Origin of the sequence: Lonepinella sp. MS14434 (assembly GCF_042468235.1) — a bacterium.
Taxonomy (GTDB): Bacteria; Pseudomonadota; Gammaproteobacteria; order Enterobacterales; family Pasteurellaceae; genus Lonepinella.
In genome coordinates this window covers 1,734,704-1,757,877 of the sequence record NZ_CP170386.1, presented here as the reverse complement: position 1 = coordinate 1,757,877, position 23,174 = coordinate 1,734,704, and the positions used below count along the sequence as shown (strand labels likewise).

The following is a 23,174-nucleotide window of genomic DNA, read 5'->3' as shown; positions in this document are numbered from 1 at the left end:
TTCATTATTCACAATATCTCGTTTGTAACGCAATGAAATTCTGTGTTTACTGGTGCTAAGGATGAAGATTTTTCACTAATTGTTCATCATTCCCCATTCTACGCCCCCCACTCCAAAAGTGTGATCTACTCCATAATTTAAACAGAAATATGACTGAGATCATAAAAATTTTTATCAAAAACGAGAACTAGATCACAAAATTAATAAAAAAAACAAGGTAGATATTTTTTTTTGCAAAAAAGCAGCTAATAATAACTCATACCCAAAAAATTCGTTATGGGATGATTTGCTTTTTTATAAAAGCATTCACTATATTGACCAAATCCAAGGGTATAGCGAAATCAAATTAAAATTATATGAGAGGTATCTATGTCTAATGTGTCACTACGCAACGTATGCAAGTCTTACGGTGATGTTCATATATCCAAAGATATTAATTTAGAGATCCAAGAGGGCGAATTTGTGGTTTTTGTCGGACCGTCTGGTTGTGGAAAATCGACTTTATTACGCATGATTGCTGGATTAGAAGATATTACATCAGGTGATTTGTATATTGGTGAAAAACGCATGAATGATGTAGAGCCGTCTAAACGTGGTATTGGTATGGTATTCCAATCCTATGCGTTGTACCCCCATCTTGATGTGGCTGAAAATATGTGTTTTGGTTTGAAATTAGCGGGTGTCAATAAAGCTGATCGAATGCAGAAAGTCAATCAAGTGGCAGAAATTTTACAATTAGCCCATTTACTCGATCGCAAACCAAAAGCCTTATCAGGCGGACAACGTCAACGGGTGGCAATCGGTCGTACGTTAGTTTCCCAACCCGATGTATTTTTATTAGACGAACCCCTTTCCAACCTTGATGCCGCCTTGCGTGTGCAGATGCGCGTAGAGCTTTCAAAATTACATAAACGCTTAAACCGTACCATGATTTATGTGACCCATGACCAAATTGAAGCCATGACCTTGGCGGATAAAATCGTGGTGTTAAAAGCGGGTGGTATTGCACAAGTAGGTAAACCATTGGAATTATATCATTATCCAGCCAATCGCTTTGTGGCTGGCTTTATTGGTTCGCCGAAAATGAATTTTCTCCCCGTACGAGTCACTGCGGTGGAAAAAGAACGAGTTCAGATTGAATTACCCGATGCCAATCATCACTGTTTCTGGATTCCCGTTTCTGGTGTCGGAGTAAAAGTCGGGGAAAGTTTATCGCTTGGTATTCGTCCTGAACATTTAATTCCGTCGAATAAAGCGCAAGTCACTTTACGGGGAAATGTGCAAGTGGTGGAATTGTTGGGTAATGAAACACAAATTCACCTTGAAATTCCAGAGATTAAACAACCGACCTTAGTTTATCGTCAAAATGACATTATGTTGGTGAAAGAGGGGGAAACGATTGACATTGGTATCGTGCCAGAACGTTGCCATTTATTTAAAGAAGACGGCACCGCTTGCCAACGCTTATTTAAAGAAATTGGCGTGTAATGCACACAAGTGCGGTATGAAATGGATAAAATTTTTTAGGGATTGTGAACGTAAGAAACTAATTTTGGTATTCATACATTATGAACACCATTAAAGATAGCAATACTTGCAAAGTATTGCATTGTATAAACTAAATATAAGAGGCCAATATTATGAATAGTAAAAAAACTCTGCTTGCTTTAGCTGTAACAGGTGCTATTTTTTCATCTCAGGCTTTTGCCGTTGATTTCCATGGTTATGCCCGTTCTGGTATCGGTTGGACATCAGGCAGTGGCGAACAAACTGCATTCGGTGTGAATGGTGGGGGTGCTAAATATCGTTTAGGTAATGAAGCGGAAACCTACGCTGAATTTAAATTAGGTCAAGAACTGTTTAAAGACGGCGACAAATCTATTTACTTAGATTCAAACTTAGCCTATTCCGTTAACCAACAAGTTGACTGGGAATCTACCAGCCCAGCATTACGTGAAATTAACGTACAATTCAAAAACTTTGCCGACAGCTTACCGGGTGCCACATTATGGGCAGGTAAACGTTTCTATCAACGTCATGACGTTCACATGAATGACTTCTACTACTGGGATATTTCTGGTCCAGGTGCTGGGGTTGAAAATATTGATTTAGGCTTTGGTAAATTATCTTTGGCGGTAACTCGTAATACAGAAACTGGTGGTGCTTATAGTTGGTCTTATGATGCTGCAACTCGTACTTGGAAATCTACTAAAGATCAAGATGTTTACAACGATGTATTTGATGCTCGTTTAGCCGATCTCAAAGTGAGTGAGAATGGTCGCTTAGAATTTGGTGTGGATTATGGTCGGGCTAGAACTAAAAATGGCACAACTTTAGATCCAAAAGCCTCTAAAGACGGTTTTATGGCAACTATTGAGCATACTCAAGGTAACTTCTTCGGTGGCTTTAATAAATTTGTTGTACAATATGCCACAGATTCCATGACATCTTGGAATACTGGTCACTCACAAGGTGCGTCCGTAGATAACAAAGGTAAAATGATTCGTGTCATCGATCATGGTGTAGTGCAATTAAGCGATAAAATTGAAACCATGTATGCCTTAATCTATGAAAAAACTGATTTAGATAACAATCAAGGTAAAACATGGTATTCTGCGGGTATTCGTCCGATGTATAAATGGACTAAAACCATGAGCACTTTATTCGAATTGGGTTATGACCGCATTAAAGATCAAGCCACTGGTAAGAAAAATGACATGACCAAATTCACCCTTGCCCAACAATGGCAAGCTGGTGATAGCATTTGGGCAAGACCAGCTATTCGTGTGTTTGGTACTTATGCACACTGGAATGATAAATTTAACCAAAGTAATCGTACTGATGCAGGCTATAAAGCCAAAGACGGTGAATTTGTCATGGGTGTACAATTCGAAGCTTGGTGGTAATCCTAAGCTAAAACTTGGCTATCCGTTTATTGATGATCCGAAACGGATAGCCTTTCCCTTTTCTATTCATATTGTAAAGAGGTTAATATGAAAAAATCTTTATTTCTCACCGCACTTTTCGCCTGTTTTGCCTTGCCTGTTTCTGCTCAAACGGTTCATATTAATCCGCAAACTATGGCAAATTTGCCATGGCAAGATATTACCTTTTCTAAAACCTTAACCACTGAATTATCCGAACAACAAAAGCAAGCCTTTACCACGTCTTTTGCTGGTACAGAAAGCCCTGTAGCCGCTTATCGTATTCCTGCTAATCAAGGTTCATTAAGCATTGAAATTACCAGCCCAGTTGCTGATAACAATGTTTTTATTCCAAGTGCGGTGATTTTAGACAGCAATTTTAATCTTGCGGCACAATATGATTCTTCGCACTTCCAATTTAAAGAAGAACGAGGTATGCAACCTAATCGCTTTACCGCAGAGTTAGATTTAACGCCAACGGCAAATCAGGATTATATTTATTTGTTAATTTATACCACAGCACAAGATTTAAGCACAACGACTACGGTGCCACACCCTGCGAAAGCCTATGCCAAAGCCACAGGTACCCAACCACCAGCGATTGATGATATTGTGGTTAAACATAGCCGTCATGGTGAAGTTGCTGTGAATGTAAGTAATGGCTCAGGTACAAGATTTATTGGATTATCCGATATTCTGCCAACCAGTAAAAAAACGACTAGTACAGCTGTTGGTACAACGGCAACCACTGCAACAACGACAACGACTGTCGCCAAAGCGAGCCAAGGGAACAAACAGGCAGTTACGACAGAGATTGATAAAGATACTGAAGCGTATTTCAATCAGGCGGTAAGTAAAGCGTTAAAAGCCAATGATGTGAACAAGGCTATGAATTTGGTGAATGAAGCGGAAAAATTAGGCTTAACCAGTCCAAGACAAACATTTTTGAAACAGGTTTCGGCGAAATAATCATATATCCCTCGTATTCATATCCCCCGTACTCACGTACGGGGTTAAGCAAATCATGCCCCGCTGGAGCTTGGGTATAAACACAACATATAGTGTTTTTTAACTATAAAAAACCATATATATGCCAATAAAAAAATTTAAAATTTTTTTCCTTTATAAATCAAAACACTATTAAAAAGATGTTAAATTTGCCATTTGTCAAGTCTTGTGATCTGATTTTTTTTGTCTAAAATAACTCCCACATTTTCATTTTTTCACAGGTAGGTGAGCCCATTATGTCCAGAAATCTTTTTGAAAAACGCTTGAATATTAAACCTTACGAATACCCCGAATTGCTTGAGTTCAAAGATGCTATTCGTCATTCTTATTGGTTGCATACCGAATTTAATTTCACGGGTGATATTCAAGATTACCGCACCACGATTAACGATCACGAACGCCAAGTCTTGACGCGTGCGATGTTAGCCATTTCGCAAGTGGAAGTAAATGTAAAACGTTTCTGGGGTGAGTTATATCGTTATTTCCCAAAACCAGAAATGGACGATGTGGGTGGCACCTTTGCAGAATCAGAAGTACGCCATAAAGATGCCTATTCTTTCTTGTTAGAAAAATTGGGTTTGAACGATATGTTTGCTCAAATTCAGGATATTGAGCCATTAATGAAGCGTATTCGTTATATGGAAAGTTTTATGAAAGAAAAAGATGCTGGCAAAGGCGAGTTCGTATTGTCTTTAGTTTTGTTTTCTTTATTTGTGGAACATATTTCCTTATTTGGTCAATTCTTGGTTATGATGTCCTTTAATAAGCATAAAAACCTGTTTAAAGGGATTTCCAATGCGGTAGAAGCCACATCTAAAGAAGAAGAAATTCATGGTAAATTTGGTATTGCGTTGTATGCGATTCTACGTGATGAACATGCAGATTTATTTACTGATGAATTTTTCGCAGACTTAAAAACTCTTTCCGATCAAGCCTTTGAGGCAGAATGTAGTATCGTAGATTGGATTTTTGAAGGTGGTGATTTAAGTTTTATCACCAAAGAAACAGTGTTAAATTACATTAAAAGCCGCTACAACAATTCATTGACTATTTTGGGATTGCCTGCTCCACATAACATTGATCCTGAATTATTAAAAGAAACCCAGTGGTTCGATATTGAAATCCTTTCTACTAAAGAAAATGATTTCTTCTATAAACGTAGCACTGATTACAGTAAAAAAATGAAACAGATTACCGCCGATGACTTATTCTAATCCAAACCGTCCAGACTTCGCCTGGTTAAACGAAGACAGCCGTTTGTTCTTGCAACGTGGTTACTTGCTCGAAGGAACATCCGCATTAGATCGTATTCGCTTTATCGCTGAACATGCCGAACACAAACTTGGTATCGAAGGCTATGCGGATAAATTTTATCACTATATGGCACGTGGTTATTTTTCTCTTTCTTCTCCGATTTGGTCAAACTTTGGTTTAGATCGTGGCTTGCCGATTTCCTGTTTCGGTAGCTATATTGGCGACTCCATTCACGAAATTATGGTGACTACTGCCGAAGTAGGTATGATGAGCAAAATCGGGGGGGGAACGTCAGCCTATTTTGGCGATATTCGTCCACGTGGTACCAGCATTAAAAATAATGGTAAATCAGATGGTTCGTTTAACTTTACCAAACTGTTTGACACTGTGATTGACGTGATCTCACAAGGCACTTCACGTAAAGGACAATTTGCAGGCTATATTGATATTGAACATGGTGACATTGATGAATGGTTGGATATTCACACCGAGGGTAATCCGATTCAGTTAATGTATTATGGTGTTTGTATCGGTCACGAATGGTTAGAAAGCATGAAAGCAGGTGATCCGTATAAACGTCAACTTTGGGCAAAATTATTACAACGTAAAACCGAAACGGGTATTCCGTATTTATTCTTTAAAGATAATGCGAATGTTGGTCGTCCAGATGTGTATAAAGATAAAAACATGGTGGTACACGCTTCAAATCTTTGTACCGAAATTATGCTACCTGCTTGTGCAGACGAAAGTTTTGTGTGCTGTTTATCATCAATGAACTTGCTTTATTTTGATGAATGGAAAGATACCGATGCCCCTGAAGTATTAACCTATTTCTTAGATGTGGTCATGAGTGAATTTATCGAAAAAAGCCAACATGTGCCGTTTCTAGAACGTGCTAACAAATTTGCTCGCCGTCACCGTGCATTAGGCTTAGGCGTGTTAGGTTGGCACAGTTATTTACAAGCCAACAATATTGCTTTTGATAGCTTTGATGCGATGCAAAAAAATAATGAAGTGTTCCGCACCTTAAAAGAGAAAACCTTAAACGCATCAAAAGAATTAGCCCAGCGTTTTGGTGAACCAGAATTATTACAAGGCTATGGTCGCCGTAATACCACCTTGATGAGTATTGCTCCAACTAAATCTAGTAGCTTTATTTTAGGCAGTGTTTCACCGTCTGTTGAGCCGTTTAAATCCAATTATTATGTAAAAGATTTAGCCAAAATCAAAACCGTTTATAAAAACCCATTCTTGGAAAAATTATTACAAGAAAAAGGCTTAGACAAAGACGAAATTTGGGATAGCATTTTATTGCATGATGGTTCTGTGCAACATTTATCACAGTTGACCGATGAAGAAAAAGACGTGTTTAAAACGTTCTCTGAAATCAGTCAGTTAAGCGTGATTCAACAAGCGGCACAACGTCAAAAATATATTGACCAAGGACAAAGTATTAACATCATGGTTCACCCATCCACACCAGCACGTGATTTGAACCAGTTATACTTAACCGCCGAAGAGTTAGGCTTAAAATCCATTTATTATCAATATAGCATGAGTGCGGCACAGGTGTTTAACCGTAACTTATTAAGCTGCTCAAGTTGCGAAGGCTAATGGCTAAATAGAAAGCTGAAGTGCGGTGAGAAAATCAAACTTTTTTCACCGCACTTTTTTATGGATTGAACTTTTATTCACGACAGTAATCATAAATAGATAATTTTATAAAAAGAGATATTATGACGATACCCTGTATTCAACAACGACTTGATCAACTTTTGGCAGATATTGAGCAACAAACTGATCCTTTTATCTTGCTGCAACTGTTCTGCCAATATTTGCGTGATGGCGGACAATTTCAAGCCAATGAACGTATTGCGTTATTTACCAACTTATTAAAACAGCATCCTGAATTAGCCAAATGTATTACCACGTTATTATGCCGTTGGTTATGCCAAATGCGTTTATATCCTTTGCTGATTAGTAGTGGTATTTTAAGCCGTGACGGTTTTGGTAAGGAAATGAAACAACGCTTATATGAAAAACTCAATCCTGCCTTTAAAGACAGTAAAGATTTGCGTGATGTGTTTTTTATGTTATTTCATGATCGTAGAGATACCGCATGGCTGAAAGCGGTTTCAGTGAAAACTTGGGTTGGGCTGTTTGATACGTTCAAACAATATAGCGAACAACAGGATCAAAACTGGTTGCATCAGCATCTCTATCATGAAGGCTATTCTGCCATTGAGATGTTAGCAATTTGGTTGGCAGCGGAAGATTTGGATCCTGAATTAATGCGATTAGATCCAACGCTATTAGATGCCCATTCGCCTTTTGTGGCATTACAAAAAGAAGTGGCATTATGGTTAACTGCACAACAACAGGGTGAAGATTATGATGATAGCCATTTACAAGTCATGCTGTCACAATGTCGCAAACAAATTAATCGTTTCCACAAACGTGGTGCGGTAGCCGGTTCTTCCTTAGGCGTGGCACATTTGTTAGAACGTTTAAGCCAAACGCTTGATCGTTTAGTGATGCTGAAACGTTTATTTGGTCATAAAAAATTATCCTTATTAAGGCTGTTACAAGCCACTGAAATTTTTGCCGAAGCGGCGGCGGATCAACATAATATATCCGTGCTTTGGAAACAAAGTGCTGGCATGTTATCTCGCACCATTGCACAAAATACCAGTGATCATGGTGAACATTACGTTACTCGCACCAAAAAAGAATATTTTGCGATGTTCTATTCTGCTGCGGGCGGAGGGATTTTAATTGCTTTAATAGCGTTATTTAAAATTCATCTTGGCGATATTATTGATGATAAAACGTGGAAAAGCCTCGCATACGGGCTGAATTATGGTTTAGGCTTTATGCTGATTTTTATGTTGCATTTTACCGTTGCGACTAAACAGCCCGCTATGACAGCAGCTCGTTTTGCCGAAGCGGTAGAGCGTAATCCACAAGGACGAGCGGTGAACATGAAATTAGCTCAATTATTGATTGATGTATTGCGTTCACAAACCATTGCGGTGCTAGGGAATGTGGCTTTTGCTATGGGATTGAGTGGGTTAATTGCGTATATTTATGCAGAAAAAACAGGATTGCCATTGTTGGATTCTGCAGCGATTGACTATCAACTTCATTCCATTGATCCAACTAAAGGAACGTTATGGTTTGCTGCTATTGCGGGTGTGTGGTTATTCTGCTCGGGGATTATTTCGGGTTATTTTGATAATCGGAGTAACTATCTCAATCTCAGAATGCGATTACCGCATCATCCACTACTGAAATATATCATGCCAGAAAAATGTCGCATTAGATTTGCTCATTATTTACATGATAATTATGGTTCCTTAATGGGAAACTTCTGTTTTGGTATGTTGCTTGGTTTAACGGGATTGGTGGGCTATTGGCTAGGCTTGCCATTAGATATTCGCCATGTGGCATTTTCATCGGCTAATCTAGGTTATGTGGCAGTGAGCGGTCATCTCAGTTGGGCGATTATTTTGCAGTGTATCGGTTTTGTTTTGCTCATTGGTGTGGTGAATTTAGTGGTGAGTTTTACGCTGGCATTAAGAGTGGCATTAAGGGCGTTAAATGCGGAAATTGACAGTTGGTGTGAAATTTGTCGATGCCTGTGTGAGATTATTCGTAAGCGACCATTGAGCTTGTTTTTGCCAGTGCAACTAGACAGATAAAGACGAAAGTGCGGTAAAAAACACCGCACTTTTTGATCTAAAAAATTAGACGGATTAATTAAGCATTGAGTTCTGAACTGAACAAAGCTTAGAACTCTTCAGCTCTCTGGATTATTCTTCTTTCAACGGTACCACTAACATATCAATGGTTACGATATTCATTAATTGACGAGTAGAAGACATCAATTTACTCCAGAAATCTTGGTGATGACCCGTTACCAATAAATCAACATCATATTGTTCAATCGCATCAGCAAGCACTTGACCGAGATCACCACTACCACTAAGTTTTTCACTGATTGGATAACCCGCTTGATCAGCTAATTGCAACAAAGCTTGTTGAGTTTCACTTGAAATGCGATCTTGCATAGATGACATATTAACATCAATTAAGCCAGTATAAAGATCAGAGAAATTAACATCAACATGGATAATTGACAGTTTAGCATTATGCCGTTCAGCAATGGACACTGCTTTTTTCAACAATCTTGGGCTTTCATCAGAAAGGTCAACAGCAACTAAAATATGTTTATACATAACATGCTCCTTAATTTCTCAGGTTGGATTTATTATCTGTGGGTATATTAACACCTATATTGTATAAAAAATGTGTAGTAGATCACATTTTTGAAAAAAGATAAAAAATTTATTATGATGATGCTAAAAATAACACCACTAAGGAAAAACACAATGCGATATTCAATTCATAATTTTATCCAACTCATTGCTAAACTAAGAGATCCAAACGGTGGTTGCCCGTGGGATTTAAAACAAAATTACCGCTCAATGATCCCCTGTTTAATTGAAGAAACCTACGAAACCGTGGATGCTATCGAAAAAAATGATGACACCAATCTACGTGAAGAACTAGGCGATCTGTTATTACAAGTGGTCTTTTTCAGTCAACTAGCGAAAGAAGATGGCAAATTTACTTTTGATGATGTGGTTGATGAAGTGGCAAATAAAATCATTCGCCGTCACCCCCATGTTTTCGGGGATAAATCAGCTAACAATGAACAAGAAGCACTTGCGAATTGGAACGCGATGAAAGCCCAAGAAAAAGTTCCCCAAAATGCACCGCAGTCTATTTTAGATCATATTCCCCATGCTTTCCCTGCCTTATTACGAGCAGAAAAATTACAGAAAAAATGTGCTAACGTTGGTTTTGATTGGACGGATATTAACGATGTGCTTAACAAGGTACAAGAAGAGCTGGAAGAAGTTAAACAAGAGCTAAATCAACCACAGTTAGATCAAACTAAAATCCAAGAAGAAATGGGGGACTTATTATTTGCTACGGTCAATTTAAGCCGTCATTTAAAATGCAACGCTGAAGAAAGCCTACGCCAAGCCAACCACAAATTTGAACGCCGTTTTCGTGCCGTAGAAAATAAGTTACAGCAACAAGACAAAACTTTCGAACAAAGCAATCTGATAGAAATGGATATATTATGGGATGAAGTGAAGAAAGAAGAATCCCTAAAATAACGCTCGAAACTGCGGTGGAAATATCAAAATTTTCCACCGCACTTCTTCTCTTAGGCAATCAGCCTATTAAACATAATCCTGTGCCATTTCCCCAGCCGCTTCGACCACTACTGCGACAGCTTTTTGCTCAGTGCTATGAATGGTGGCTTCATTCGGAATTTCTTGTTGAGTACGATTCACAATCACACCAGCGATCATGCCTGCACGTAGCCCCAACGCACTACACATAGTGAACAATGTGGCAGATTCCATTTCAAAATTCATCACATTGAGTTCCTGCCATTGTTCGAGTGAACCACGAAAATGACGGTAGATTTTACCCGAAAAAGTGTCATAACGTTCTTGCCCAGGATAGAACGTATCAGATGATGCCGTAATACCAACATAGGGTTGCACCCCTTGGTGTTTAGCCGCTGCAAATAGTGCATTAGTACAATCAAAATTGGCTACCGCAGGATATTCTAAAGGTGCAAAATGGCGACTAGCTCCATCTAAACGCACCGCACCTGTGGTAATCAGTAAATCCCCCACATTAATATGCGGTTGAATTGCACCTGTCGTGCCAATACGTAAAAAAGTACGCACGCCTAATTGAGCCAATTCTTCGACACAAATAGATACCGAAGGTCCACCAATACCTGTGGAACAAACCACAATAGGTTGTCCATCGACATAGCCCAACCAAGAAGTAAATTCTCGGGTAGAAGCCAAAAATTCAGGATTATCCATTAATTTAGCAATACGCTCACTACGAGCAGGATCACCTGGCACAATCGCCACTTTCGCCCCTTTTAACATGGCTTTAGTTAAGCCCAAATGAAAAACTTCTGACATATTGTTCTCCTTTTTTATTATGTGATTATTAATCTCTCACTGCATTATAGTGTCTTGGTAACAAACACGACTATTTTTTCTTAGCTTCACTCGAAACATAGCCAATTAATTGAGCAAAATCAATGGAATTTTGTTGTGTAATAACTGGTGTTCCCGTTTCTTTTTCCAAACTTTCTCGAGCAACCTTAGCAACATTTCCACCACGTTGTGCAACTGCTTTATTTTCTTCAAAACCATCAGGGTGGGTTATTTGAGTAATATCTTTGGTGGCAGCTTCTGCTAACATATTCAATACAAGCTCTGTAGTTGACATATTGTCACGTAAATTTTCTTTGTTTAACCCTTTGAAATTCTTATATTCTCTCGTTGTCATACCCGACCAAGCCCGAGTAATCTCGTTAGTGAGCATCGCAAATTCTCGCCCAGCTTTCACGCCATGATCTTGCCAAGCATCAGTTAATTCTTTACGCACCTGAATGGTTTGCAAACGCTGATTAATCCATTCTCTCGAATAACCTTTTTGCAGATAAGTTTGTAATGCTCGATCAATGGTCAGTTCTGGATCAATAATTTCATCAATTCTCTCTTTCCCCACCTCGGCTAACCACATTTTAAACGGTTCTGCTTTAGGGCTAGGAATGGATTGAATAATGCGGAAAATACCTGTCATATCTGCGGCATCAGTTTTATACATCTTGCCATCTAAAGCTCTAAATTTCAGTTGTCGACAAAATGTCGACAACTCAGATTTTTCTTCATCAGACATCCGTTTTTTAACACGATACCAATAATCGCGGGGATTGGGGCTTTCCGTCAATGCCTGCACAACATCTACGATACTAAAAAACCATTCTTCTTTTTCAGCATCCCAAATAGAACGAATTTGACTGTTTTCAAATAATTTAATGTTACTCATTTTTCTAATCCTATCTTACTTATTACGAGAACATATTATAATAGTTATTTAAACAGTAAAATACTGTATATTCTATTTTTAGGAATCAAGATCACAGAAATACACAAAAAGTGCAGTAAATTTCACCCTACTTTCGAATAATTAAATAGTATTAATTTTTCAGCACAAGTGCTTTATGTGATATTTCTAACAAAATTAATTTCATATAGTATAAATCAAATAAAATGTTATTTTTGTGACAAAGATCACAGAATTAAGAAATTTTTACTGTAAAATATAAAAAAGTTAAAATAATCACAAAAACCAAACAAAAAAGGACATTATTATGAAACCAAATGAATTAGCGAAATTTATCGATCACACTGCCCTAACCGCTGAAAAAACGGAAAAAGATATTGTGCAACTCTGCCAAGAAGCATTAGAACATCATTTTTGTTCGGTGTGTATTAATTCGGGCTATATTCCGTTGGCTAAACAACAGTTGGCTGGTTCTGATGTGAAAATCTGCACAGTGGTAGGTTTTCCATTGGGAGCGAATTTGTCGGCGGTGAAAGCCTTTGAAGCACAGAAAGCCATTGAAGCTGGAGCGGAAGAAATTGATATGGTGATTAATGTGGGTTGGATTAAATCGGGTAAATGGGAAGATGTGCAAGCAGATATTCAAGCTGTATTGAATGCTTGCAACGGCAAAATCTTAAAAGTGATTTTGGAAACCTGTTTGTTAAGCAAAGATGAAATTGTTAAGGCGTGTGAAATTTGCCGTGATTTGGATGTGGGTTTTGTGAAAACATCCACAGGCTTTAACAAAGGTGGGGCGACGGTGGAAGATATTGCGTTGATGCGTCAAACCGTGGGCGAAAAATTGGGCGTGAAAGCTTCAGGTGGAGTACGTGATACCGAAACGGCGATAGCCATGATTAAAGCAGGTGCTAGCCGAATTGGGGCAAGTGCAGGGATTGCAATTATCAGTGGTTTGCAAGATAATCAAGGAGGTTATTAATCCTTGCCAAAAGTGAGCCTGTTATGGATAAAAAAACGCAATCTCGTCTTGAAAAACTGGAATTTCTAATTAAGCAAATGGATAAATTGCATTTGCGAGATGCCGCGAATATTCTCAATGTGTCGGAGATGACCATTCGCCGTGATTTGAACACCAGTACAGGCTCCGTTGTGTTATTAGGTGGCTATATTGTGAAAGATCCGCAAAAACCCAACGAGAATGGCTACCAAATTTTCGAGCAAGAAACAAAGCATATTGCGGAAAAAATGCAAGTGGGTAAGCTGGCAGCGGAGTTAGTGCAAGAAAATGACGTTGTCTTTTTTGATTGCGGTTCAACCATTCCATTTATTGCATCACAGATTAATACTTCAATAAAATTCACAGCACTTTGTTGCTCCATTAATAGTTTTTTGTTATTGCAGGAAAAACCAAACTGTGATGTGATTTTATGTGGTGGTCATTATTCTCGACATAATTCTTTTCTCACGCCAATCCAAGTCAACACTGAATTGGACGCGATTTGTACGACTAAAGCCTTTATTTCGGCGGCAGGCGTGGATAGTCAACAGGGCGTCACCTGCTTTAATTTAGACGAAGCCAAAACCAAGCACAAAGCGATGGCGAAAACCCAACAATCTATTTTAGTGTTTGATCATTCTAAAATTAATAAGGTTCAACAGGCGTATGTGGGGGATTTGGTGCAGTTTGATTTATTAGTTTGTGATCAGACCTTGCCCGCCGTATTTAATGTTATTAAATCGCCGATTTTAACAAAATAAATACTATTCAATAATTGCGAACTATCTCATTGAAATGTAAACTAAGATATTAAGAAAATAAGGGCAAGCCCTAAGAACAGTAATCGCTTTTACAGGTTGAATAAGATGAAATTTAGCAAGCAGTTGCCGTCTTTATTGGTATTGGGTTATGTCGTCGGTTATCCCCTGATGACCTTAGCGGAGCAAGGTGATTCCACACAGAACGCTCCACCAGAGATGGCACAGAATGTCGTTACGCCAACAATGAAAGTACGTTTGCAAGGCATTCAAGATGAAAAATTAAAAGAGAATGCGCAAATCTATATTAATGAAATTAGTGCAGAAGAGTCGGATGGTTCAGAACGTCATCAAGAATTAATGCGCACTGCATTGTATAAAGGTTTGCGGGTGTTGGGTTATTATGATTTTCAGCTTAACTTTAGTTTAGCACCGAATGGTAAAGAGCTAATTGCGAATGTGGAATTAGGCAATCCGGTGCGAATCGAACAAGCTGATGTGCAGATTGAAGGAGATGCCAAAAAAGATGAAGCTTTTCTTGCTTTAAATAAAGACCTGCCGAAGAAAGGTGATATTGTTAATCACGAAAGCTATGATGATTATAAAAGTGCGGTGCAAAAATTAGCAGTTCAACGGGGTTATTTTGATGCGGATTTTTCTATTCACCGTTTAGAAGTAATGCCGTCCACCTATCAAGCTTGGTGGCGTTTGGTGTTTGAAAGTGGTGAGCGTTATCGTTATGGTGAATTTCGTTTTAAAAATGCCCAAATTCGTGAAGATTATTTACGTAATATGTTAAATCTACAGCAGGGCGAATCCTATTTATTGAATGATGTGCTAAAAGCAAATAATGATTATACCTCAACCGGTTGGTTTCAGTCGGTGCTGATGAAACCCTCCTTAAATGAAGAAAATAAAACGGTGGATTTTGATGTCTTAATGTACCCGAAAAAGAAAAATGCCATGGAAGTGGGACTGGGTTATTCATCCGATGTGGGACCGCGCTTGCAGCTAGGTTGGAAAAAACCTTGGATTAATAATCGCGGGCATAGCTTTTCATCGAATTTCTATGTATCAGATCCGAAACAAACCATTGAAATGGCGTATAAAATGCCACGTTTGAGAAGCCCGCTATATGAATATTATCAATTTAGCACGGGAATTGAAAACGAGGACGACAGCAGTACTGATACCAAATCCACCGCCATCACGTTCGGGGCATTGCGTTATTGGGATCATCCTAGCGGTTGGCAGTATTCGTGGGGAGTAAGAACACGTTACGATAAATTTACCCAAGCTGATGTGGAAGATAAAACCTTTTTACTTTATCCCACGGGCAGTATTAGTCATAAATATTTGGAAGGTGGATTATTTCCTACTTGGGCTCATTCCATCAGTTTAACCGCAGACTGGGGAACCAAAGCCTTATTATCGGATGTGAATTTTCTCAGCTTGCGTGCATCAGGCGCGGTGATTAAAACTTTTGCGGAAAATCATCGTGTAGTGAGTCGTTTGGATATTGGTTGGTTACATACTAACGATTTACATCGAATGCCACCTGCTATGCGTTTCTTTGCAGGGGGAGATCGTAGTGTGCGAGGTTATGGTTATAAGAAAATTTCCCCCAAAGATAGCAATGGTAAGTTAATCGGCGCCTCTCGCTTAGCCACGGGATCACTTGAATATCAATATCAGGTTTATCCGAGTTGGTGGTTGGCAACGTTCTATGATGCAGGATTAGCCGCTAATTCTTATAGCACAGATGAATTGCGTTATGGCGCGGGTGTGGGGGTGCGTTGGGCGTCGCCAGTAGGAGCAATTAAATTTGATATTGCCACTCCTGTACGAGATAAAGACGATAGCAAAAATATTCAATTTTACATAGGATTAGGGGCGGAGATTTAGGGATGACAGAACCAGTTCAACAAAACGAAAATGTACCGCAATCTAGTCAATCAGCTGGTGGCAAAAAAAGTAAATTTTTACACCGCAGTTTAGTGGCAACCGGTGTATTAGTTGGTATTGCAGGGGCTGCAAGCTTGGGCGTTGCGGGCATAGTCGGCACCGAAAGTGGTACGCAGTGGGCGATTGGCTTAGCGGATAAATATGTGGACGGTTTAACCATTGGCGATGTACAAGGCAAATTACAACATGGATTATTGCTAAAAGATGTGCAATTCCAATCTGCTGGCGTAGAAACGAATATTGCACAAGCAGAATTAAAATTTGATTTTGGTTGTTTACTTAAAGCCGATATTTGCATTGAAAATTTACAGGTGCAACAGCCTGCTATTCATATTGATACGAGCAAATTATCACCGTCAGAACCCGAATCCGAGAAAGAAAATGGTACAATGCAACGGATTACCCTGCCTGTTTCGATAGCCGTGAAAAATGTGGAAGTTGATAATCTGGCGTTAGGCATTGATAGCAATCAAATGCATTTAGGTAAATTTCACACGGCGGTGTTTTTAAATAATGATAATGGATTAACCCTTGAACCCACACAAATTAATGATTTAGCCTATATTTTCACCAGCTCTCGTGAGGAAAAAGACGAGGTTAAGCAAGAAAACCAACCAAACGAACCCATCAATTGGCAACAAATTGAACAAAGTTTAACCCCTGCGTTATTAGCCAATGTAAGCGAGATTATTTTACCTTTTGATCTGCATATTCCGGATATTTCGGGTAAAGATTGGCAATATCAACAAATTATTGATGGCAAATTAGTTCAGCAAATTGATGTTCCCAAAGTACAAATTCAAGTAGATGCCACGGGTGCAACGGTAGCATTACAAACTTTACAGATTGACAGTTCGGTTGGCAATATTCAAGCGCAAGGAAATATCCAGTTAGATCAGGCTATGCCACTGAATTTAACCGTACACGCTGACCTCGATACCATTAAACAAGGTGATGAGATTTTATTGCCAAAATCTGTGGTGGATCTTTCCATTAGCGGAGATTTGAAAAAAAACACCGCACTTTCGCTTACCACCCAAGGTGTAGCAGATGCGATCTTGAATGCAGATGTGCAACTCAATAGCGAAAAAACGCCATTAAATTTAACCTTAAATCTGCCAAAGTTTAGTTATCCGTTTAACCAAACGGATGATCCACTCAACGTGCAAAATGTGACCCTTAATGTAACAGGTAACTTGCTTGATTACCAATTGACATTACATGGCAACGTAAAAGGCATGTCGGCACCCACAACCGATTTGGCATTACAAGCTAACGGTGGTATTTCGCACACGGAAATTGAAAAATTACAACTGAATGCCTTAGATGGTGCACTGGGTTTAATGGGGAAATTAAATTGGCGAGATGGCGTAGAATGGCAAGCGGAGACAGATTTAAACAAAATTAATCTCGGCGCTTATTTATCTTCATTTCCAGCGATATTATCGGGCAAATTAACTCACACAGGGCAAGTAAAAGGAGAGCGGTGGGCGCTTGCGATGCCTGAATTAAATATTCAAGGATCGTTATCAAAAAATCCGTTAAGCCTAAAAGGTAGCCTAACATCAGATAATCAAGTCTTGCTCAATACGTCCCAAATTAGCCTAAATTATGGCGTAAATCATATTGTAGCAACCGGGACATTAACCGAACAATCAGATTTTCTGTTGGATATTAATGCCCCGAATTTAAAAGGTTTGTTGCCTGATTTATCTGCCTCTGTTATAGGGAAAGCGTATATTAAAGGCAAGCTCACGGAGCCTAATTTAGTGCTAGATTTAACGGGGAATAATATTCAGTTTCAAGACCTAAAAATAGCTAAAGTCATCGCCAAAGGTGATGTAAGCACAGAGCAACAAATTCAAGGTAATTTAAATGTAGAATTAAGCGGATTCAGTCAAGGTGAGATTAAACTGAACAATGCTAAATTGACCGCATCAGGTAATGAGAAATCCCACCAATTACAATTATATTCCAGTGGTGAACCGGTGGCGGGAGGATTGAATTTGTCGGGCAGTTTTGACCGCAGTTCACAAGTGTGGAAGGGTACATTAAGCCAAGTGGATGTGAATTCACCGATTGGGGAAGTGAAAAACAGCCAAAATATTGATATTACTTTTGATAATAAACAAAACCTCACCACCATCTCAAGTCACTGTTGGAAACATACGGACATTGATTTATGTTTTCCACAAACCTTTAAAGCGGGGAAAAATGGTGAAATTCCTTTCGATTTAAAACGGTTGAATCTAGCATTAGTGAATAAGTTAACTGAACAGGACGGCTTATTACAGGGTATCTTACGCAGTTCAGGTAGCTTTGCGTGGAATGCGGATAAACCGTTGAAATTGGATTTACAAGTCAATGGTGATGGTGTGAATGTGGCACAAAAAATAGATTACCGCACCTTTAAATTAGCTGTGCCTAGATTGGCGTTAAACGCACAGTTAGACAATGATAATTTGCAGGTGAAATCTGATATTCAGATTCAAAATAATGGTCGCATTAATGCCGATATGAAGATCAATGATATTATCAACGCGCGCAAATTATCAGGGGTATTCAATATTAATGGTGTAAATTTAAATTTGTTGAATCAACTATTATCTAACGGTGAACAAATTTCGGGCAGTGTGACATCACATTTAACTTTTGCCGGTGATTTAACTGCTCCATTATTGAATGGTTCGTTTAATATCAATCAATTAAAAGCAAAATTAAAATCATCACCGGTAGAAGTGACGGGGGGGGCGGTAGCGTTAAATTTTTATGGCAATCGTTCGACACTGAAAGGCGATATACAAACAGCAGACAGCCATTTAGTGTTAGATGGTGATGCTGATTGGAAAAATATTGAGCAATGGAATGCGAGAGTGAATGCTCAAGCAGACAAATTCTTTGTCAATATTCCATCTATAGCAAAATTACGCGTTAGCCCGAATGTGACTGTAACGGCAACACCAGAATTATTAGCATTAAGTGGCAATATTGATATTCCATGGGCAAGAATTGAAGTAGAAAGTTTACCGGAAAGTGCGGTGGCAGTAAGTAGTGATGAAGTGATTTTAGAAAACTTAAACCCATTAAAAAATGGTGATATTTTGGCGGCTCGTCAAATGGCAACAACTACAGAATCGGGGATGTTGATCACATCAGATTTAGATATTAATATCGGTAAAGATGTTAATGTGAAAGCCTATGGGTTAGACAGTAATTTAGAAGGTAGATTAGCCGTTCGCCAAGAAAAGGGAGCGTTAGGTTTATATGGACAAGTTGACTTGAAACATGGACGTTACGCTTCTTTCGGGCAAGATTTAATCATTCGTAAAGGGCAAATTAGTTTTTCTGGATTACCCTCTCAACCATTGTTAAATATTGAAGCCATTCGTAATCCAGAAGCCATGGAAGATAGCAAAGTAACCGCCGGCATTAAAGTGACTGGGGTGGCGGACGCCCCTAGGGTAGAAGTATTCTCTGAACCAAGTCTGCCACAAGATCAAGCTTTATCGTATATTTTAACCGGTCGATCATTAGAAAGTAGTGGCGAAGCTGGTTCTAGCGGTTCAGTGGGGGCAGCCTTACTCGGTATAGGATTAGCCAAAAGTGGTAAACTGGTAGGAGGTATTGGTGAAGTTTTTGGCATTCAAGATTTAAATCTGGGTACCGCTGGAGTAGGCGATAGTTCTAAAGTGGTTGTGAGCGGTAATATTACGCCACGTTTAAAAATTAAGTATGGGGTGGGATTATTTGACGGCTTAGCCGAAGTCACTTTACGTTATCGTTTATTCCCACAATTTTTCTTACAATCCGTGTCAGGCGTCAATCAAGCCTTTGATGTATTGTATGAATTTGAATTTTAATTTTTGTGAATGATGGATGTATGAATAATATTAATTTAATTACAAAAGCAACCACACTCTCACAAGGTGATAAGTATCAAGTGAGAGAAATTGCGGCAATTGATTTGGGATCGAACAGCTTTCATATGATTGTGGCACGTATTGTTAACGGTTCGATCCAAATTTTGTCACGCTTAAAGCAAAAAGTGCAGTTGGCAAAAGGGTTAGATCAAAACGGCGTGTTAGATCAGGACGCGATTACCCGAGGAGTAAATTGCTTAGCTTTGTTTGCTGAACGTTTACAGGGCTTTCAAGCGGAAAATGTGAATGTCGTTGGCACCTACACGTTGCGAAGTGCGGTGAATAAAGCAGAATTTTTACGCCAAGCCAAAGCGGTGTTTCCTTATCCGATAGATATTATTTCGGGGCAACGCGAAGCCAAAATGATTTACGCGGGGGTATCTCATACCCAACCTGAAAGCGGTCGCAAGCTGGTGATTGATATTGGTGGTGGTTCAACTGAAATGATTATTGGCGAAGATTTTGATCCAATTTTAGCTGAAAGTCGTAATATGGGTTGTGTGAGTTTCGCCAAACAATTTTTTCCAAACGGCAAAATTAGCCGAGAAAATTTTCAACAAGCTCGCTTAACCGCCTTAAGCCGCATTGCCGATTTGGCAGCATCTTATCGTCAGTTAGGTTGGCAATATGTGCTAGGTTCATCTGGTACGATTAAAACTGTCCATCAAGTGATCACTGCCACGCTTGACTCTGATGGCATTATCACCGCAGGTCGATTAGATTTTCTGATTGAACGTACGCTAAAGGCTACGCATTTTGATAATCTAAAACTGGCAGGCTTAAACGAAGAACGGGCAGATGTTTTTGTACCAGGGTTAGCCATTTTAAGTGCGGTATTTGACACTTATCAAATTGAACAAATGCGTTATTCTGACGGGGCATTGCGTGAGGGCGTGATGTACAGCTTAGATAAAAATTTTCAAGTGAAAAATATCCGTCAACGCACGGCTGAAGCCTTAGCGGAACAGTTTAATATTGATCGTATTCAAGCGGAACGAGTCAGCAAAACGGCGGTGCAATTAACCCAACAATTCATTGCGTGGCAAACGAATGAATTTGTTAACGAAATGCAAGAAATCCTACTTTGGGCGGCGTTATTACATGAAGTTGGCATTGTGATTAATCACAAAAATATGCAAAAACATTCTGCTTATATTTTGTCAAATATGGAATTACCGGGGTTTGATAAGGAACAACAACGCTTATTATCGACCTTAGTTCGTTTGCAAATCAACGGCTTTCATCTTGATGATATTGCTCAATTCTCACGTTATACACCACAAGATATTTTGGCGTTAGTTCGTTTATTACGTTTGGCGATTTTACTCAACCGTTCTCGTCAAGCTACCGAGCAGACCGATAAAATCTCATTAAAAACCCACCGCACTTTGTGGCAGTTGAACTTTGAAAACGACTATCTTAAACGTAATCCACTGGTTCAACAGGATTTAAAATTAGAACAGCGATATCTGATTGAAATTGGGTTGGATCTTGCGGTTGAATAGAAAAAATTAGGTGCATTTCATGCACCTAATTACCTTCTCAACGATGTTATTCCACTGTTACGGCTTTGGCTAAATTACGTGGTTGATCCACATCGGTACCTTTAATAATGGCAATATGATAAGACAATAATTGCAACGGTACAGTGTAGAAAATCGGCGCGGTAACTTCATCCACTTTTGGCAATACAATGGTTTTAAACCCTGTTGCATTTTCAAAACCGGCATCATTATCGGCAAATACATAAAGCTGACCGCCCCTTGCGCGCACTTCTTCGATATTAGATTTCACTTTCTCCAATAAATCATTTTCTGGTGCCACCACCACCACAGGCATTTCGCTATCAATTAAAGCAAGTGGACCGTGCTTTAATTCACCTGCCGCATAGGCTTCCGCATGAATATAAGAAATTTCTTTTAATTTCAAGGCTGATTCCATGGCAATAGGATAATATTCGCCACGCCCTAAGAATAAGGTATGGTGTTTATCGGCAAAATCTTCGGATAATTTTTCAATTTGTTTATCAAACACCAACGCACTTTCAATTTGAGCAGGCAAACGTTGTAAAGCCTGTACAATGTGGTGTTCTTGCTCTTCGCTAACATGACCGTTTAAACGACCAAGTGCTACGTTCAACAATAATAAACAGGTTAATTGTGTAGTAAACGCTTTGGTAGAGGCAACACCGATTTCTACACCAGCTTTAGTCATAAAAGCAAAATCCGATTCACGCACTAAAGACGAGCTTGCCACGTTACAAATCGTCATGGCTGCCATATAACCCGATTCTTTGGCTAAACGTAATGCAGCTAAAGTATCTGCGGTTTCACCAGATTGCGACAAGGTAATTAATAAGCTATTCGGACGAGTCACGAATTTGCGGTAACGAAATTCTGATGCAATTTCCACATCACAACCTACCCCAGCAATGGATTCAAACCAGTAACGAGCTACCATACCCGCATTGTAAGAGGTTCCACAAGCGACAATTTGCACGTGTTGTACTTTAGATAAAATCTCTGCTGCATTTGGGGCGATAGACTGAATATCCACTTTGCCGTCTTTAATACGACCATCTAAGGTGTTAATAATCGCCACAGGTTGCTCAAAAATTTCTTTTTGCATATAGTGACGATATTGCCCTTTATCCGCCGCATCAGCTTCAAAGTTTCCTTCATGAATTTCACGTTCCACAGGTTCGCCTGCACGATTAAAAATCGACACATGACGGCGTGTAATTTCAGCGACATCGCCTTCTTCTAAATAAGCAAAACGACGGGTAACGCTTAATAATGCCAACGGATCGGAGGCTAAGAAATTTTCCCCTACGCCATAACCAATGACCAACGGCGAACCTGAACGTGCCACAATTAAACGTTCTGGATCTTGTTCATTCATTACTACCGTACCATAAGCGCCACGTAATTGTACAACCGCTTTTTGTACCGCCTCTAATAAGGTTTTCACATTGCGAAATTCCCATTCCACTAAATGTGCAATGACTTCGGTATCAGTTTGTGATTGGAACACGTAGCCACGAGCCTGTAACTGTTCTTTTAATTCAAGATAATTTTCAATGATCCCATTATGCACTACCGCAATATGTCCTGAACGGTGTGGGTGAGCATTGATTTCGGACGGTTCTCCATGGGTTGCCCAACGTGTATGTGCAATACCTGTCCCACCTAATAATGGTTTGGCATTTACTGCATCTTCAAGGGATTTTACTTTCCCAACACGGCGAACAATCTGCATTTTTTTGTCTTCACCTAATACCGCGACGCCTGCTGAGTCGTAACCACGATATTCTAAACGGTGTAAACCATCAATTAAGATTTCTACCACATCACGTTGTGCTACTGCACCAACAATTCCACACATAGTT

16 protein-coding genes are annotated in these 23,174 nt (G+C 39.2%); 12 read left to right on the top strand and 4 right to left on the bottom strand.

All coding sequences use genetic code 11. The annotated features are described in order from the left end of the window. Positions 1 to 369 precede the first annotated feature (369 nt). The 6 genes from malK to O1Q79_RS08485 all read left to right on the top strand — a co-directional run bounded on the left by malK (position 370) and on the right by O1Q79_RS08485 (position 8,887). Positions 370 to 1,488, top strand: a complete 1,119-nt coding sequence (gene malK / locus O1Q79_RS08510; protein WP_386691704.1) for a maltose/maltodextrin ABC transporter ATP-binding protein MalK — start codon at positions 370 to 372, stop codon at positions 1,486 to 1,488. Between the two features lie 152 nt (positions 1,489 to 1,640). Continuing rightward, positions 1,641 to 2,906: a maltoporin gene (locus O1Q79_RS08505; RefSeq protein ID WP_386691702.1), complete on the top strand. Its 1,266-nt coding sequence runs from the start codon at positions 1,641 to 1,643 to the stop codon at positions 2,904 to 2,906. Positions 2,907 to 2,993: 87 nt separating this feature from the next. Further along, positions 2,994 to 3,893, top strand: a complete 900-nt coding sequence (gene malM, locus O1Q79_RS08500) for a maltose operon protein MalM (protein WP_386691700.1) — start codon at positions 2,994 to 2,996, stop codon at positions 3,891 to 3,893. Between the two features lie 275 nt (positions 3,894 to 4,168). After that, positions 4,169 to 5,146, top strand: a complete 978-nt coding sequence (locus O1Q79_RS08495; RefSeq protein ID WP_386691698.1) for a ribonucleotide-diphosphate reductase subunit beta — start codon at positions 4,169 to 4,171, stop codon at positions 5,144 to 5,146. Next, complete coding sequence (locus O1Q79_RS08490) at positions 5,133 to 6,800, top strand: ribonucleoside-diphosphate reductase subunit alpha (RefSeq protein ID WP_386691696.1); 1,668 nt, start codon at positions 5,133 to 5,135, stop codon at positions 6,798 to 6,800. Before O1Q79_RS08495 ends, O1Q79_RS08490 begins: the two co-directional genes overlap by 14 nt. Positions 6,801 to 6,922: 122 nt before the next feature. Continuing rightward, positions 6,923 to 8,887, top strand: coding sequence for a site-specific recombinase (locus O1Q79_RS08485; protein WP_386691695.1), 1,965 nt, complete (start codon positions 6,923 to 6,925; stop codon positions 8,885 to 8,887). A 111-nt stretch (positions 8,888 to 8,998) separates the two neighbouring features. Here the strand turns inward: O1Q79_RS08485 and uspA are convergent, their stop codons facing one another. Continuing rightward, the gene (gene uspA / locus O1Q79_RS08480; RefSeq protein WP_386691693.1) at positions 8,999 to 9,424 is read right to left on the bottom strand and encodes a universal stress protein UspA; all 426 of its coding nucleotides are present in this window, start codon (positions 9,422 to 9,424) and stop codon (positions 8,999 to 9,001) included. 153 nt (positions 9,425 to 9,577) lie between these two features. Here uspA and mazG point away from each other — a divergent pair, with 153 nt between their 5' ends. Then, positions 9,578 to 10,375 carry a nucleoside triphosphate pyrophosphohydrolase gene (gene mazG, locus O1Q79_RS08475; RefSeq protein ID WP_386691691.1) on the top strand — a complete coding sequence of 266 codons (798 nt, stop codon included), beginning with the start codon at positions 9,578 to 9,580 and terminating at the stop codon, positions 10,373 to 10,375. Positions 10,376 to 10,441: 66 nt separating this feature from the next. Here the strand turns inward: mazG and udp are convergent, their stop codons facing one another. Both udp and O1Q79_RS08465 read right to left on the bottom strand, forming a co-directional pair. Beyond that, positions 10,442 to 11,209 (bottom strand): uridine phosphorylase, encoded by a 768-nt coding sequence (gene udp, locus O1Q79_RS08470; RefSeq protein WP_386691689.1) that lies wholly within the window; start codon positions 11,207 to 11,209, stop codon positions 10,442 to 10,444. Positions 11,210 to 11,279: 70 nt separating this feature from the next. Further along, positions 11,280 to 12,125: a BRO family protein gene (locus O1Q79_RS08465; protein WP_386691687.1), complete on the bottom strand. Its 846-nt coding sequence runs from the start codon at positions 12,123 to 12,125 to the stop codon at positions 11,280 to 11,282. A 325-nt stretch (positions 12,126 to 12,450) separates the two neighbouring features. On the opposite strand from O1Q79_RS08465, the gene deoC reads away from it, so the two are divergent. From deoC to ppx, 5 genes are all read left to right on the top strand, one after another. After that, positions 12,451 to 13,125, top strand: a complete 675-nt coding sequence (gene deoC, locus O1Q79_RS08460) for a deoxyribose-phosphate aldolase (protein ID WP_386691685.1) — start codon at positions 12,451 to 12,453, stop codon at positions 13,123 to 13,125. A 23-nt stretch (positions 13,126 to 13,148) separates the two neighbouring features. Next, positions 13,149 to 13,904 (top strand): DNA-binding transcriptional repressor DeoR, encoded by a 756-nt coding sequence (deoR, locus tag O1Q79_RS08455; protein ID WP_386691682.1) that lies wholly within the window; start codon positions 13,149 to 13,151, stop codon positions 13,902 to 13,904. A 216-nt stretch (positions 13,905 to 14,120) separates the two neighbouring features. Then, positions 14,121 to 15,806, top strand: a complete 1,686-nt coding sequence (locus O1Q79_RS08450; RefSeq protein WP_386693378.1) for an autotransporter assembly complex family protein — start codon at positions 14,121 to 14,123, stop codon at positions 15,804 to 15,806. A 2-nt stretch (positions 15,807 to 15,808) separates the two neighbouring features. Then, a complete protein-coding gene (locus O1Q79_RS08445; protein WP_386691680.1) occupies positions 15,809 to 19,726 on the top strand; it encodes a translocation/assembly module TamB domain-containing protein in 3,918 nt (1,305 codons plus the stop codon). A gap of 20 nt (positions 19,727 to 19,746) precedes the next feature. After that, positions 19,747 to 21,291 (top strand): exopolyphosphatase, encoded by a 1,545-nt coding sequence (ppx, locus tag O1Q79_RS08440; protein ID WP_386691678.1) that lies wholly within the window; start codon positions 19,747 to 19,749, stop codon positions 21,289 to 21,291. 46 nt (positions 21,292 to 21,337) lie between these two features. Here ppx and glmS read toward each other — a convergent pair whose 3' ends face one another. Further along, positions 21,338 to 23,170, bottom strand: coding sequence for a glutamine--fructose-6-phosphate transaminase (isomerizing) (glmS, locus tag O1Q79_RS08435; RefSeq protein ID WP_386691676.1), 1,833 nt, complete (start codon positions 23,168 to 23,170; stop codon positions 21,338 to 21,340). Positions 23,171 to 23,174: the final 4 nt, after the last annotated feature.

Coding starts and splice junctions, on each gene's coding strand:
- O1Q79_RS08485 (WP_386691695.1), top strand. CDS start 6,923: ATGACGATACCCTGTATTCAACAACGACTTGATCAACTTTTGGCAGAT.
- malM (WP_386691700.1), top strand. CDS start 2,994: ATGAAAAAATCTTTATTTCTCACCGCACTTTTCGCCTGTTTTGCCTTG.
- glmS (WP_386691676.1), bottom strand. CDS start 23,170: ATGTGTGGAATTGTTGGTGCAGTAGCACAACGTGATGTGGTAGAAATC.
- deoC (WP_386691685.1), top strand. CDS start 12,451: ATGAAACCAAATGAATTAGCGAAATTTATCGATCACACTGCCCTAACC.
- O1Q79_RS08495 (WP_386691698.1), top strand. CDS start 4,169: ATGTCCAGAAATCTTTTTGAAAAACGCTTGAATATTAAACCTTACGAA.
- O1Q79_RS08490 (WP_386691696.1), top strand. CDS start 5,133: ATGACTTATTCTAATCCAAACCGTCCAGACTTCGCCTGGTTAAACGAA.
- deoR (WP_386691682.1), top strand. CDS start 13,149: ATGGATAAAAAAACGCAATCTCGTCTTGAAAAACTGGAATTTCTAATT.
- udp (WP_386691689.1), bottom strand. CDS start 11,209: ATGTCAGAAGTTTTTCATTTGGGCTTAACTAAAGCCATGTTAAAAGGG.
- O1Q79_RS08450 (WP_386693378.1), top strand. CDS start 14,121: ATGGCACAGAATGTCGTTACGCCAACAATGAAAGTACGTTTGCAAGGC.
- O1Q79_RS08445 (WP_386691680.1), top strand. CDS start 15,809: ATGACAGAACCAGTTCAACAAAACGAAAATGTACCGCAATCTAGTCAA.
- malK (WP_386691704.1), top strand. CDS start 370: ATGTCTAATGTGTCACTACGCAACGTATGCAAGTCTTACGGTGATGTT.
- O1Q79_RS08505 (WP_386691702.1), top strand. CDS start 1,641: ATGAATAGTAAAAAAACTCTGCTTGCTTTAGCTGTAACAGGTGCTATT.
- ppx (WP_386691678.1), top strand. CDS start 19,747: ATGAATAATATTAATTTAATTACAAAAGCAACCACACTCTCACAAGGT.
- mazG (WP_386691691.1), top strand. CDS start 9,578: ATGCGATATTCAATTCATAATTTTATCCAACTCATTGCTAAACTAAGA.
- O1Q79_RS08465 (WP_386691687.1), bottom strand. CDS start 12,125: ATGAGTAACATTAAATTATTTGAAAACAGTCAAATTCGTTCTATTTGG.
- uspA (WP_386691693.1), bottom strand. CDS start 9,424: ATGTATAAACATATTTTAGTTGCTGTTGACCTTTCTGATGAAAGCCCA.